At 64.8% G+C, this 15,270-nt stretch carries 8 protein-coding genes; all 8 read left to right on the top strand.

The genetic code is table 11. The features are described from left to right. The first annotated feature begins 18 nt into the window (after positions 1-18). Positions 19-2,997: a type I restriction endonuclease subunit R gene (locus THSYN_RS14840; RefSeq protein ID WP_100919828.1), complete on the top strand. Its 2,979-nt coding sequence runs from the start codon at positions 19-21 to the stop codon at positions 2,995-2,997. Then, positions 2,987-4,471 (top strand): Fic family protein, encoded by a 1,485-nt coding sequence (locus THSYN_RS14835; protein ID WP_236848568.1) that lies wholly within the window; start codon positions 2,987-2,989, stop codon positions 4,469-4,471. Before THSYN_RS14840 ends, THSYN_RS14835 begins: the two co-directional genes overlap by 11 nt. Continuing rightward, positions 4,468-5,694: a restriction endonuclease subunit S gene (locus tag THSYN_RS14830; protein WP_100919826.1), complete on the top strand. Its 1,227-nt coding sequence runs from the start codon at positions 4,468-4,470 to the stop codon at positions 5,692-5,694. Before THSYN_RS14835 ends, THSYN_RS14830 begins: the two co-directional genes overlap by 4 nt. Continuing rightward, complete coding sequence (locus tag THSYN_RS14825; RefSeq protein ID WP_216644534.1) at positions 5,691-6,044, top strand: DUF1016 N-terminal domain-containing protein; 354 nt, start codon at positions 5,691-5,693, stop codon at positions 6,042-6,044. The genes THSYN_RS14830 and THSYN_RS14825 overlap by 4 nt, the downstream gene beginning before the upstream one ends. Positions 6,045-6,128: 84 nt before the next feature. Next, positions 6,129-8,336, top strand: a complete 2,208-nt coding sequence (locus THSYN_RS35345; RefSeq protein WP_236848567.1) for a type I restriction-modification system subunit M — start codon at positions 6,129-6,131, stop codon at positions 8,334-8,336. Further along, positions 8,233-9,204, top strand: coding sequence for a hypothetical protein (locus tag THSYN_RS14815; protein ID WP_100919825.1), 972 nt, complete (start codon positions 8,233-8,235; stop codon positions 9,202-9,204). The genes THSYN_RS35345 and THSYN_RS14815 overlap by 104 nt, the downstream gene beginning before the upstream one ends. Positions 9,205-9,317: 113 nt before the next feature. Next, on the top strand, positions 9,318-9,449 hold the full coding sequence (locus THSYN_RS36680; RefSeq protein WP_257791183.1) for a hypothetical protein: 132 nt from the start codon (positions 9,318-9,320) through the stop codon (positions 9,447-9,449). Between the two features lie 621 nt (positions 9,450-10,070). After that, positions 10,071-15,269 carry a DUF1800 family protein gene (locus THSYN_RS35340; RefSeq protein ID WP_157817686.1) on the top strand — a complete coding sequence of 1,733 codons (5,199 nt, stop codon included), beginning with the start codon at positions 10,071-10,073 and terminating at the stop codon, positions 15,267-15,269. The last annotated feature ends 1 nt before the right edge of the window (position 15,270 follow it).

The raw sequence follows: 15,270 nt of genomic DNA, 5'->3' as shown, positions 1-15,270 counted from the left end.
ATCGCACGAGCATCATCGATGACAGAAAAAGAAATCGAGCAGGCCCTGATCGAGAAACTGGGCGATCTGAAATACAGCTACCGCCCCGACATCCGCGACCGTGCCGCACTGGAGCAGAACTTCCGCGAGAAGTTCGAGACCCTGAACCGCGTCCATCTGACCGACGGCGAGTTCCACCGCCTGCTGGACTCGATTATTACCTCCGACGTCTTCGCCGCCGCCCGCCACCTGCGCAGCCGTAACAGCTTCGAACGCGATGACGGCACCCCGCTCTACTACACCCTGGTCAACCTCAACGACTGGTGCAAGAACAGTTTCGAGGTGGTCAATCAGTTGCGGATCAGCACTGATTACAGCCATCACCGTTACGACACGATCCTGGTCATCAACGGCATCCCAGCCGTCCAGATCGAGCTGAAGACCTTGGGCCTAAGCCCACGCCGGGCCATGCAGCAGATCGTCGATTACAAGAACGACCCCGGCAACGGCTACACCAGGACGCTGCTCTGTTTCCTGCAGATCTTCATCGTCAGCAACCGCAGCGACACCTGGTACTTCGCCAACAACAACAGCCGCCACTTCAGCTTCAACGCCGACGAGCGCTTCCTGCCGCTGTACCAGTTCGCGGACGTCGACAACACCAAGATCACCCATCTGGACAGCTTCGCCGACGCCTTCCTCGCCAAGTGCCAGCTTGCCGAGATGATCAGCCGTTACATGGTGCTGGTCGCCGGCGAGCAGAAGCTCCTGATGATGCAGCCCTATCAAATCTACGCCGTCAAGGCGATCGTCGATTCCATCCACCAGCACTGCGGCAACGGCTACGTCTGGCATACCACCGGCAGCGGCAAGACGCTCACCTCATTCAAGGCAGCCACCCTGCTCAAGGACAATCCGGATATCGACAAGTGCCTGTTCGTGGTGGATCGAAAAGACCTGGACCGGCAGACGCGGGAGGAATTCAACAAGTTCCAGGAAGGCTGCGTCGAGGAGAACACCAACACCGAAACCCTGGTGCGCCGGCTGCTCTCCGACGACTACGCCGACAAGGTCATCGTCACCACCATCCAGAAGCTCGGCCTGGCGCTGGATGGAACGAACAAACGTAACTACAAAGAACGTCTTGAACCGCTGCGCCGCCAACGCATGGTCTTCATCTTCGACGAATGCCACCGCTCGCAATTCGGTGAGAACCACCAGGCCATCAAGGAGTTCTTCCCCAAGGCGCAACTATTCGGCTTCACCGGCACGCCCATCTTCGAGCAGAACGCCGGCTACCAGCAGATCCAAGGCCAACAGGCGTCCTACCGCACCACGGCCGACATCTTCCAGCAGCAATTGCACGCCTACACCATCACCCACGCCATCGAAGACCGCAACGTGCTGCGCTTCCATGTGGACTACTACAAGGCCGATGGCCAGAAGCAGCCCAAGCCGGGTGAGGCGCTGGCGAAAAGGGCCATCATCGAGGCGATTCTGGCCAAACACGAGGCCGCGACCAACGGGCGCAAGTTCAATGCCCTGCTGGCCACCGCCTCCATCAACGACGCCATCGAATACCACGCGCTGTTCAAAGCCGTTCAGGCCCAAAAGCTGAGCGAGCAACAGGCAGCGGACGCCGACTTCCAGCCGCTCAACATCGCCTGCGTCTTCTCCCCGCCAGCCGAGGGCAACAAGGACGTGCAGCAGATTCAGGAGGACCTGCCGCAGGAAAAGGCCGACAATCAACAGGAACCCGACAAGAAGAAGGAGGCCCTCAAGTTTATCATCGCCGACTACAACGCCCAGTACGGCAGCAATCATAGCATCGGCGAGTTCGATCTCTACTATCAGGACATCCAAAAGCGCATCAAGGACCAGCAATACCCCAATGCCGACGTCCCCCACGCGCAGAAGATCGACATCACCCTGGTGGTGGACATGCTGCTCACCGGCTTCGATTCCAAGTATCTGAACACCCTCTACGTCGATAAGAACCTCAAACACCACGGCCTGATCCAGGCGTTTTCGCGCACCAACCACGTGCTCAACGACACCAAGCCCTACGGCAACATCCTCGACTTTCGCCAGCAACAAGACGCCGTGGACACCGCCATCGGCCTCTTCTCCGGCCAGACCGGCAAGCAGGCCCGCGAAATCTGGCTGGTGGACAAGGCCCCAGTGGTCATCGACAAGCTGCAAGCCGCCGTCCAAAACTTAAGCGACTTCATGCAGTCGCAAGGCCTGGCCAACACCCCCGACGCGGTGCCCAACCTCAAGGGCGACGCCGCGCGCGGCCAGTTCATCAACCTGTTCAAGGAGGTACAACGCCTCAAGACCCAGCTCGACCAATACACCGACCTCACCGACGACAACCGCCAAGCCATCGAACAGATCCTGCCCAAGGACCAGTTGCTGGGCTTCAAGGGCGTCTATCTGGACACCGCCCAGCGCCTGAAGGCGAAACAGGACAAGGGCGGCGAGAAGATCGATCCCGCAGTCCAACAGCTCGATTTCGAGTTCGTGCTGTTCGCATCGAGCCTCATCGACTACGACTACATCATGGCGCTGATTACCCGCTACGCCGGCCAGGCGCCGGGCAAGCAGAGGATGAGCCGTGCCGAGTTGATAGGCCTGATTCACTCCGATGCCAAACTCATCGATGATCGGGACGCCCTCACCGACTACATCGATAGCCTCGACACCGGCAAGCCCCACACCGTCGAAGGTGTGCGTGAGCAATACGCCCAATACAAGGTCGCCAAGACCGCCCAGGCCATCGCTGACCTGGCCAAGAGGCACGGCCTGTCCGCCGCCGCCCTGCAGGGCTTTGTGGACGCCATCCTGCGCCGCATGATCTTCGACGGCGAGCTGCTCAATGACCTGTTGGCCCCGCTGCAACTGGGCTGGAAGGCGCGTACCAAGGCGGAACTGGCGCTGATGGAAGACCTGATTCCGCTGCTGCACAAACTCGCCCAGGGGCGGGAGATTTCGGGGCTGGGGGCGTATGAGCAATAAAGGCATGACGGAATCGGAGCTTTTGCAGCAAATTGCCCTGGGCGAAGACAGCCGCCACCAATTCAAGCGCACCGTCAACCACCCGGATGCCTTGGCCGCCGAATTGGTGGCCTTTTCCAACAGCGGCGGCGGCACCCTCTTGATTGGCGTCAATGACGATGGCTCGATCGCCGGGCTCAATGCCATCGAAGTGCGCCGCATCAACCAACTGCTGAGCAACGCCGCCTCCCAGCATCTGCGCCCGCCAGTGCATCCGCTCACCGAAAATGTTCATACCCAACATGGGTTGGTGATCGTGGTCAGCATTCCGGATGGACTCTCCAAACCCTATCTGGATCATCAGGGTCGCATCTGGGTCAAGCAGGGAGCCGACAAGCGCCATGTCACGGCCCGCGAAGAAATGCAGCGCATGTTCCAGCGCGCGGGGCTGGTCTATGCCGATGTCGTTCCGGTTGCCGATACCACCAGCGACGATCTGGATGAAGCCGCATTTCGCCGCTACTTCGAGCAGCGTTACGGCGCCGACAGTCCCTATGCCGAGCGTCCTTTGGACGCGATTTTGCAAAACCTGGGGCTAGGTGACGGGCGCGAACTTAATCTTGCCGGTCTCATGCTCTTTGGCCGTAACCCGCAGCGCTGGCGGCCCGCGTTTTCGATCAAGGCCGTGGCCTTTCCCGGCACCAGCATTGCCGACAGCCGCTATCTGGACAGTCAGGACATCAGCGGCCCCCTGCCCAGCCAATACACCGAAGCGCTGGCCTTTCTCAAGCGCAACCTGCACCGGGTGCAGGGCGACCAGGGGTTCAACTCGCTCGGCGTGCTGGAAGTGCCCGAAGTGGTCTTGCAGGAGTTGCTGGTCAACGCCCTGATACACCGCGATTACTTCACCAGCGCCTCCATTCGCATCCTGATTTTTACCGACCGCATCGAGATCATCAGCCCCGGCCATCTGCCGGACAGCCTGAGCGTCGAGGATGTGCGGCAGGGCAAGACCAACCGACGCAACCCCACGTTGACCGAGCACGCTTTCAAGGTGCTGCCCTACCGTGGGCTTGGCAGCGGCATACCGCGTGCGCTGGAGGAATGGCCGCAGATTGAATTTATCGACGACGTTCGCGGCAATCAGTTTACCGCCCAGGTGTGGCGGCCAGCGCCGCAGTGGGAAGGTGTCACCGATCCGGTCACAGGGCAAGTCGAGGCGCCAGTCACAGGGCAAGTCACCCCGCAAGTCACCCCGCAAGTCATCCCGCAAGTTACCCCGCAAGTTAGGCAACTGCTGCGCGCCATGTCAGGGGAGCACGCACGGCAAGAGCTGCAAGCCCTGCTGGGTCTTGCCGATCGCGAGCACTTCCGCAAAGCCTACTTGCTGCCCGCCTTGGAGCAAGGATGGATTGAGCCAACTATCCCCGATAAACCCAACAGCCGCTTGCAGCAATACCGGCTGACTGACAAGGGAAGGAGCTTGTTGAAATGAGGGAAAAGCAGAAGTTGGCGCCCAAGCTGCGCTTTCCTGAGTTTCGGGAGGCGGGCGAGTGGATTGCGATGAAGCTGAATGATGGTTGCGACGTAAATCCATTGAACTCTGAGCTCCCGGAGAAATTTGCGTATATCGATTTGGAGTCAGTCGAAGCTGGGGAGCTAAAGGCGCGCAAGATCATCAATCGAGACGAGGCGCCGAGTAGAGCGCAAAGGTTATTGCGTCATGGTGACGTGATTTTTCAGATTGTTCGTCCATACCAACGCAATAATTTTCACTTCAAAATCGACGGGGACGTTTACTACGTCGCATCGACCGGCTATGCGCAACTTAGAGCAAATGAATCAGCGGATTTTCTGTTTCAAATAGTTCACACTGACGATTTTGTCGAGCGCGTCATTGCAAAGTGCACGGGTTCAAACTACCCCGCAATCAACTCGTCAGACTTGGCTGATATACCAATTGCCATCCCAAATTCCGCTGAACAACATAAAATTGCCGACTGCCTTGCTTCCCTTGATGAACTGATCGCCCTGGAGTCGCAAAAGCTCGACACGCTCAAGACCCATAAAAAAGGGCTGATGCAGCAGCTTTTCCCCGCCGAAGGCGAAACCCTGCCCAAACTGCGCTTCCCCGAGTTTCGGGATGCGGGGGAGTGGGTGGAGGAACCTTTAGGAAAACTCTCCAGTTACGAAAACGGCAAAGCTTACGAACAGGACATCACGGATAACGGAAAATATATTGTCGTGAATTCGCGATTCATTTCCACCGATGGTTCTGTACGGAAATATACAAATGCTGAATATCTTATTGCGGAAGCTGGGGATGTTTTAATGGTCCTGAGTGACCTGCCGAAAGGCAAAGCTCTGGCGAAATGCTACTTTGTTGAAGTTAATGAGAGATATGGGGTAAATCAGCGGGTTTGCAGACTCAAAGCAGATAGAGTCGATGCAAAGTTTCTCTTCTACATACTCAACCGTAATCCCCATCTTTTAGCATTTGATGACGGCCTCAGTCAGACGCACCTTAGCAAAGGGAGTGTTCTGGAATGTTTACTTTACGTTCCTCAGAAAAGAGAGGAACAACAGCGCATCGCCGATTGCGTCACTTCCCTTGATAACCTCATTACCGCCCAAACCCAGCAACTCGCCGTCCTAAGAACCCAAAAGAAAGGCTTGATGCAGCAGCTTTTCCCCGTGCTGGATGAGGTGTCGGCATGAGCGCATTGACCTCATTTCACGCGGACATTAAAGACATTCTCGAACAGGCACGCAGCAAAGCGCGTTCAGCGGTGAATTCCGCCATGGTCGAAGCCTACTGGTTGATTGGTCGGCGGATTGTTGAAGAAGAGCAGCGCGGGAAGCACAAAGCGGAATACGGCGTCCGCCTGATTGAAGACCTTTCTACAGCATTGACGGTTGATCTCGGCAAGGGCTTTTCTTATGCCAATCTGTACAACTGCCGCCAGTTCTACTTGACCTTCCCCGACCAGGCGATTCTCTACACAGCGTGTAGAGATTTAAGCTGGAGCCACTTGCGTCTGATCATGCGCACTCGGCAGTTCATGTAAGCAAATAAGACAAAAATGACCGAACAAGATCAAAAACAACTGGGCACCACCCTCTGGGGCATTGCCGACCAACTGCGCGGGGCGATGAACGCGGACGACTTCCGCGATTACATGCTGTCCTTCCTGTTCCTGCGCTATCTGTCGGACAACTACGAGACGGCCGCGCACAAGGAACTGGGGCCGGATTACCCGAAGCTGGCCGCGGGCGACCGTCGCACGCCGCTGGCGGTGTGGTACGCGCAGAACCCGAACGACACTGTCGAATTTGAACAGCAGATGCGCCGCAAGACGCATTACGTGATCGAGCCGGACTATCTCTGGGGCAGCATCGCGGAGCTGGCGCGGACCCAGAACGGGGGATTGCTGCACACCCTGCAAAAAGGCTTCGACTACATCGAGAATGAATCATTCGCCAGCACCTTCGGCGGGCTCTTCTCCGAGATCAACCTGAATTCGGACAAACTGGGCAAGGACTACCGGGCGCGCAATGCCAAGCTCTGCACCGTAATCAAGGCGATTGCCGAGGGACTGGAGAAGTTCTCCACCGACAAGGACACGCTGGGCGACGCCTATGAATACCTGATCGGCCAGTTCGCGGCGGGCAGCGGCAAGAAGGCGGGCGAGTTCTACACGCCGCAACAGATTTCCAGCATCTTGTCAGGTCTGGTCACGCTGGACAGTCAGGAACCCGCCACCGGCAGGAAGAGGCAACTGGAAAGCGTGCTCGACTTTGCCTGCGGCTCGGGCTCGCTGCTGCTCAATGTGCGCCAGCGCATGGGTTCGCACGGCATCGGCAAGATCTACGGCCAGGAAAAGAACATCACCACCTACAACCTGGCGCGCATGAATATGCTGCTGCACGGGGTGAAGGACTCCGAGTTCGCGATTCATCACGGCGACACCCTGACCAACGACTGGGACATGCTGCGCGAGATGAACCCGGCCCGCAGCCCCAGGTTCGATGCCGTGGTGGCCAACCCGCCGTTCAGCTACCGCTGGGAGCCGACCGAAAGCTTAAGCCAGGACATGCGCTTCAAGAACTATGGCTTGGCGCCCAAGTCCGCCGCCGACTTCGCCTTTCTGCTGCACGGCTTTCATTACCTGAAGTCCGAGGGCGTGATGGCCATCATCCTGCCCCACGGCGTGCTGTTCCGCGGCGGCGCGGAGGAGCGCATCCGCACCAAGCTGCTGAAAGACGGGAACATCGACACCGTCATCGGCCTGCCCGCGAACCTGTTTTTCTCCACCGGCATCCCGGTGTGCATCCTGGTGCTGAAGAAATGCAAGAAGCCCGATGACGTGCTGTTCATCAACGCCGCCCTGCACTGCCGTGAACCGCGGTCGCGGATTCACTTCATCCACCGGGGCGATGCGCACATCCTTGGGGTGGCGCCCATCCTCGCCGGGTTCCTGGTCCCAGGACGGGATCGGCGCCGACACATGGGGGGCCGCCGGCGCCTGCACCAAGGCCCGCCCGTCCCTATCCTTGCCCACCGGCAGCCCGTGCAGGGTCGGGGACTAAGGCGATGGCATACGGCACCGAGCGCGCGGTCTACAATGATCCTGCCGCGGGTGGATCGGCGCCCCCCAGAGTCCCGCCGCCCCGCGGCCTTCGGTCGAGCACACCCGGCCTGTTCGTGGAGAGAACGCCATGGTCCTGACGCGCACCAACACCCTCCTCTTCGGTCTCATCGTCATCGGTCTCGGGCTCGCGGCCGGCAACGCCGCCACGGCGAAGGAGCGCTCAAGCCCTTGGGCGCCGGCCTGGCACGGTGCGGCGCGCGTTCACGCCGAGCCGGCGCAGGCCTACGCGGACACGCACGTGCTCGTATCGAGTGCGCTCATCGAGGGTGTCGACCGCGACCGCTTTGCCTCCTCCCGGGACCTGGTCAACGCCGTTCTGCTGGCGAGCCCCACTCGCCTGCCGGACGGGTCGACCCTCGCGGGGTTGCCGGCGCCTACCCAGGGGGCGGACCTCTACCGGGTCGTCTACCGCTCGGTGAACGCGGCCGGGCGGCCCACCCAGGTCAGCGGGCTGGTGGCGGTGCCGGCGTCCGACGCCGCCGGTGGCCTCGTCGTTTACATGCACGCGACCACCGCGGAGCGCCGCAACCCCCCGAGTGCCAACGGCTCGCTCGAGGCCCAGGGCGCCCTGACCCTCTTCGCGGGCGGCAACCGGGTCCTGGCGATGCCGGACTATCTCGGCTACGGCGTGAACCGCGACACCCACCCCTTCGCCCTGGGCCGGCTGAATGCCCCGGCGGGGCGGGACCTGATCCTCGCCACCCGTGAACTGCTGACCCGGCTCGGACGCACCGCAGGACCGGCCCTGTACGTGACCGGCTACAGCGAGGGCGGCGGCAATGCACTCTGGCTCGGTCGCTTCCTGGAGGAGACCGGCGACCCGACCCTGCGCCCGACCCTCATCACCGCCATGTCCGGCCCCTACGACATCACCGGGGCCACCGCGCACTCCTTCCTGGAACCCCAGCCGGCCTATGTCGACAACCTGATCGACAAACCCTTCTTCATCGGCTTCGCGGCGGTGGGCGCCGCCGGGGTCACCGGCCGGCCGCTCGCGACCATGCTGCGGCCCGAGTTCGCCCACGAGACCACCGCCGCCCTGGCCAACCCGGACTCCGACGAAGCCGTCGAGGCCCAGCTGCTCGGTGCGGCCATCCTCGACATGGACTACCTGCGCCTGCCCGACCTGGCCCCGCAACCGCGGCGGCTGATGCAGCCGGCGTTCCTCGACGCGCTCACGACCGGCGACCGCAGCGATCCGACCATCCGCCTGTGGGCCGACAACGACAACCTGGACTGGACGCCGAAGGCCCCGATCTATGTGCTGGGGGTCATCCAGGATGCCGTGGTGCCCTTCGCTTCACGCGGCTACCCGCTCCCCGCCGGCTATGGCACCGTCCCCCCACCCTATGGCGCGGGCAATGCCGAGAACCTGGTGCGGCGGATGCGTGCGCGCGGGCTCGACCGCCGGCAGGTCGCCTGGCTCGGCTTCGATGGTGCCGTTACCGGTCTGCCGGGTATGCCCTTGCAGACCATGGACCATGACCTGGGCTTCGTCTATTGCGGCGTGCTCGCGGCCCGGAGCTTCAATGCGCGCGGGCTCGCGGGGTTGCCGATGCGGCCTGATCCGCGGTGACGGCGGGCCGTCTGAGAGGTCGTGAGAAGGCAGCGAATTTCCGGTGGATGCGCTACGCTTATCCACCCTGCGAACTTAATTTTCCATCGATCGTAAACAACCGGTTCAGGACTATGACCCAAGACCTCGACGCCATGATCAAGTCGGCACTGGACGGGATCGAGACACTGCTGCACGCGAAGAGCGTCGTCGGCGATCCGGTGACCCTGGGTGAATACACGCTTGGTCGAGAGCAAGCTCAGTAACGCCGACAAGTGACCGGGGCGGCATGTTGGTGCTCATTGCCGCCCTCCTGATCCTGCTGATCCTGCTGATCCTGTGTCTGGCGATCCCCGTCGACCTGATCGTCGTGTTGAAGAAGGCCGGGGAGTGGCGTGGGCGCGTTGTGGTCTATACGCTCTTCGGTTTCCTGCCGATACGCATACGGATGGGGCATCGCCGCGGGAGGGGCCGTCGGCGGGCGCCGGGAAGAACCTGCAAGCGGCGGCGTGGACAGCGCCGTCGGCTCTCGGCCATGTTGCGCAGCGAAGGATTCGTGCGAAGGTCGCGGAGCTCTCGGGTCCGCTGGTGCGGGTCGCGGACCTGTCAGGGCCCTTGGCGCAGGTCGCGAGTCTCGAGGTACCGATGGTCAGCCTCGGGGCGCTAGCGGGACCGATGGAGCGGGTGGCGACCCTGGCCGGACCGCTGGGAAAGGTCGCGGGGCTCTCGGAGCCGATGGTCCGGATCCTGGCCCTTGAGCCTGCGCTCCAGATCAAGGCAGTTGTGCGCCAGGCGATGGATCGCGATTTCAGTCATAATCCGCCGATAGGTTCCATCCAGACTCTTGGGGAGGGCTGGCAGTGCGGCGATCCGGATCGACTCGGTGGTTGGGCGGCCTGGGCTTCGCCCTGGTCCTGGCGCTCTCGGCGGCCGGCGCACGGGCGGCGGTACCCGGGGGCCTGGTCTTCGATCTTTACACGGGTGAGTGGAACCAACTCCCCGACTTCGAGACCCTGATCCCGGCCGGGACCGGGATCGCCCCCGGTCCGGTCCTGGACCCGGTGCCCGCGCAGCAGGACTTCGCGGTGCGCTATCGGGGTTGGATCGAGGTCCCCGTCGGCGGCCAGTACCGGTTCTACACCCGCTCGGACGACGGCAGCGCGCTCTACGTCGACGACCAGCGGGTCGTGGCGAACGACGGGCTGCACGGCGCCGCCACCCGCTGGGGTAATGTCACCCTGACGCCCGGGACCCATGCGCTGCGGGTGGAGTTCTTCCAGCGCGGCGGCTCGCGGCTGCTGGACGTCGGGTATCGGGACCCGGCCGGCACCCTGAGGCCGATTGCGCCCGCCGCGCTCGCCTATGACCCCGACCTGCTCCCGGAGCCGCGCGACCCGGACCAACCCACCGGGGCCGTCTACGCCGGCCTCGCCTACGAATACCACCAGGGCGACTGGTCCGCCCTCCCCGCCTTCGACGGCCTGACGCCGCTCTTCGAGGGGGTCGCGGATGGCTTCACGCTCACCGAGCGCCTGCGCGATGACCGCTACGCCTTCCGCTTCCAGGGCTATCTGGAGGTCCCGCAGGACGGGGTCTATACCTTCCATCTGGGCTCGGACGACGGTGCCGCGCTCTTCATCGGTGACCGCAAGGTCGTGGACAACGACGGCCTGCACGCCATGCGTGAGCGCGCCGGCATGGCCGCGCTGCGCGCCGGGACTCATCGCGTCACGCTGACCTTCTTCCAGAAGACCGGCGAGGACCGGCTGGTGCTCGACTGGTCCGGCCCGGACCTCGCACGCACCGCGATCCCCGCGGAGCGCCTGACCCATACGCTCGACCTGCTCCCGCCGCTCAAGGAGCCGGACCTCCCCGCGGGTGCGACCAATCCCGGGCTCGCCTTCCGTCACTACCTTGGCGACTGGCGCGCCCTGCCGGACTTCGACACCCTGACCCCGGCGACGCAAGGCGTTGCAGCGGGATTCGATCTGACGCAGGCGATCCGCGGAGACCGCTTCGGGTTCAGCTTCAAGGGGTATCTGCGCGTCCCGACCGACGGCATCTACCGCTTCTACACCACTTCGGACGACGGCAGCCGCCTGTGGATCGGGGATACCCTGGTGGTGGACAACGACGGCGAGCGCGGGGTGCGGCGGGCCATGGGGGCGGTGGCACTCAAGGCCGGGCTCCACGCGGTGCGCGCGGACTATTTCCTGCGCTGGGGCAGCCCGGTGCTCGCGCTCGAGTACCGCACCCCGACGGGTGAGACCGGCGCCGTCCCGGTCGCGGATCTCTTCCACACCGCCGACCAGCTCCCGGCCCTGCGTGCGCCGACGGCGCCCGCGGCCCCGCTCAAAGGCGGGCTCGCCTATGCCTATCACGAGGGCGACTTCGGCACCCTCGACGCCATGCTGGCGACGGCCCCGCGCGCCCATGGCGAGACGGCCGGCTTCGACCTGGCCCCGCGGGCGCGCGAGGACCGCTTCGGCTTCGACTATCGCGGTTACATCGAGGTCTTCGAGGACGGTCTCTACCGCTTCCAGAGCGCCTCGGACGACGGCAGCCGCCTCTGGATCGGCGACACCCTGGTGGTCGATAACGACGGCCAGCACGCCCTGCGGACCGCCTACGGGAGCATTGGTCTCAAGGCCGGTCTGCACCCCATCCGGGTCGCCTATTTCGACCGCGGCAGCGACCAGATCCTGCGCGTCGGCTACCGCTCTCCGGATGGGGCTCAGGTCGAGGTCCAGAGCGCGGCCCTGCACCATACCCAGGACCAGTTGCCGCCGCTCGCCGCGCCCGCCGACCCGGGTGCGCCGACGCTCCCGGGGCTCGCCTATGCCTATTACGAAGGGTCCTTCAGCGCCTTCCCGGACTTCGGGGCCCTGACGGCCCTCGCCCACGGCGTGACGCCGCAGGCCAGCCTGGCCCCGGCCCGGCGCAACTACAAGTTCGCCCTGCGCCTGGACGGCTATCTGAATATCCGTGAGCCCGGCTTCTACCGCGTCCAGTTGCGCACCGGCGGCGCGACCCGGCTCTACATCGGCGACACCCTGGTGGTCGAGAACCCCGGCCGCTCCTGGCAGACCTATTTCGGCGCGCTCGGGCTCGCGGCCGGACCCCAGCCGATCCGCATCGAGTACTTCCAGGGCTGGGGCGACCAGCCGTTCGAACTCCTGATCGAGGACCCGCAGGGCCGGCGTACCCCGCTCGCGGCGGGCGATCTCAGTCACACCGCCGGCCAGTTGCCGGCCCTGGAGCCCGCCGTGACCCCGCCCGCCGGGGCCCGCTCCGGGCTCGCCTACCGCTACTACGAGGGCGCCTGGTCGCGACTCCCGGACTTCCCTGCCCTGACCCCGGTCGGACTCGGGGCCGTCACCGCCCTCGGGCTGGAGCGCGCCGCCGCCGCCGACAACTTCGGTTTCTCCTTCCAGGGGTATGTCCAGGTCCCGGCCGACGGCTTCTACGACCTGGGGCTGCGTTCGGACGACGGCAGTCGGCTCTGGATCGGCGACCGGCTGGTGACGGACCACGACGGGCTGCACGGCGCCGAGGACAGGGCCGGCAATATCGGGCTCGCCGCCGGCTGGCACCCGCTGCGGGTGGACTATTTTGAACGCTGGGGCGACGCCGTCCTGGAACTTACCTGGCGCGGCCCCGACGGGCTACGGGTCCCGGTCCCGGCCGCGGCCCTGGTCTATGACCCGGCCGTCCTGCCGACCCTGGAGCCCGCCGATGCCGCCCGCGGCGCCCTGGTCGGCGGTATCCAGTACGCCTATTACGAGGGTGCCTTCAAGGTGCTGCCTGACTTCGGGTCCCTGACCCCGGTCGCGACCGGCACCCTCCCCGGCTTCACCCTGGAGCCGCGGCGGCGCAACGACCGCTACGCCTTCCGCTTCAGCGGCTACATCGACATCCCCGAGTACGGTTACTACAGCTTCTACACCACCTCGGACGACGGCAGCCGGCTCTCGATCGGCGGCCGGGTGGTGGTCGACAACGACGGCCTGCACAGTGCCCGCGAGCGTTCCGGGCGCATCGGGCTGGAGCGCGGCCGGCATCAGATCCAGGTGGACTTCTTCGAGCGCGACGGCGATGACACCCTCAGCGTGCACTACGCCGGTCCGCGCTTCGGCCGCACCCCGGTCACGCCCGCGGTCCTGTTCCGGCTCGATCCCGCCGGCAACGGCGACCCCGGCGACCCGGGGGCACCGGAGGGGCCGACCGACCCGGCCGCCAATCGGGCCCCGGTGGCCGGCACCGACACGGCCGGCACCGGCATCGGCGCCGGTCAGTCGGTCGCGGTCGCGGTCCTGGGTAACGATACCGACCCGGATGGAGACATCCTGGTGCTCGCCGGCGCCGGCGCGGCCGGTGCCACGGGTGCCGTGCTCACGGATGCGGCCGGCGGGCGTCTGGTCTATGTCCCGCCGCTCGGCTTCGTCGGCGAGGACCGGGTGACCTACAGCCTGAGCGACCGCCGCGGCGGTGTCGGCCAGGGCGAGTTGGTGGTGCAGGTGGGCGCCGGTGCCGCCCCGCGGACCAGTGCGGCCGAGGCCGTGCGGCTGCTGACCCAGGCGACCTTCGGGCCGACCAAGCCGGACCTGGCCCAGGTGATGCTGCAAGGCCAGACGGCCTGGATCGACGCCCAGCTCGGGGCCGCGCCGACCACCCATGCGGACGCGCTCGCGACCGTGCGCGGTGCCTCTGGAACCCCCGGCAACCGCGAACTGCGTGTGCGCGCCTGGCTCGACCGGGCGGTGACGGCGCCCGACCAGCTCCGCCAGCGGGTCGCCTTCGCGCTCTCGGAGATCCTCGTGGTCTCCGACACCCAGCCCGCGCTCGCCACCAACGAGGGCGAGCTCGGCCTGGTCGATTATTACGACCTCCTGGTGCGCGGGGCCTTCGGGACCTACCGCGACCTGCTGGGTGCGGTCACCCTGCACCCGGTCATGGGCCAGTACCTCAACATGGCCGGCAACCGCAAGGCCGATCCGGTCCTGGGCACGGTCCCGGACGAAAACTTCGCCCGCGAGATCCTCCAGCTCTTCGCCCTCGGGCTCTGGCAACTGGGGCCGGACGGCACCCGGGTCCTGGACGCCGAGGGCAACCCGGTCCCGAGCTACACCCAGGCCGAGGTGATGCAGTTCGCCCGGGTCTTCACCGGGTGGGACTTCGCCGTCCAGTCTGGTGCCGATAAGTACCGGCGGCCCTTGGTCCTCGACCCGGCGCAGCACGAGGACGGGCCCAAGACCCTGCTCGGCGGCGAGTCGCTGCCGGCGGCGCAGGGCGGGGCCGCGGACCTGGAACAGGCGCTCGACAACATCGCCGCCCACCCCAACCTGCCGCCCTTCATCGCCCGCCAACTGATCCAGCGGCTGGTGACCAGCAACCCGAGCCCGGCCTATGTCGGACGGGTGGCCGCGGCCTTCGCGGACAGCGGCGGCAACCTGGGCGAGACGCTCCGGACCCTGCTGCTGGACCCGGAGGCCCGCGACGGCACGCCGGACCCGCTCGACGGCCTGGCCGCCGCCAACCCCGAACTGGCCTCGCCCGGCCCCGCCTACGGCAAGGTGCGCGAGCCGCTGCTCGCACTCACCGCGCTCTGGCGCGGGCTCGGGATTGATCCTGCCGCCATCCGGCTGCGGCTCGACCAGCTCACCCCGCTCGGCCAGGTGCCCCTGTCCGCGCCCTCGGTCTTCAACTTCTTCAAGCCCGATCATCAGCACCCGGGCGAGATCGCGGACCTGGGGCTCTATTCACCGGAGTTCGAGGCGATCGACGAGAAGCAGGTGATCGGGGCCGCCACCGTCATCGACGACTGGACCCTGGGCGCCGCCGCGCACTATGACCTGACCATGGAACTCGCCTTCACCGCCGCCGGCGGCGACAAGGCGGCCGACCACCTGAATCTCCTGTTCCTCGGCGGGCGCATGAGCGAAATCCTGCGTCAGACCCTCAAGGACGAACTCCTCGGCAGCGGCGGCGGCGGGACCTGCGCGGTCGGCGACCAGCGGCAGACGGAGCGCGCCCTGGGCGCGGTCTATCTGATCCTCACCTCACCCGAATTCCAGACCCAGAGGTAAA

Source organism: Candidatus Thiodictyon syntrophicum (genome assembly GCF_002813775.1).
Lineage (GTDB): Bacteria > Pseudomonadota > Gammaproteobacteria > Chromatiales > Chromatiaceae > Thiodictyon > Thiodictyon syntrophicum.
This window is presented reverse-complemented; position numbering and strand designations above follow the sequence as displayed.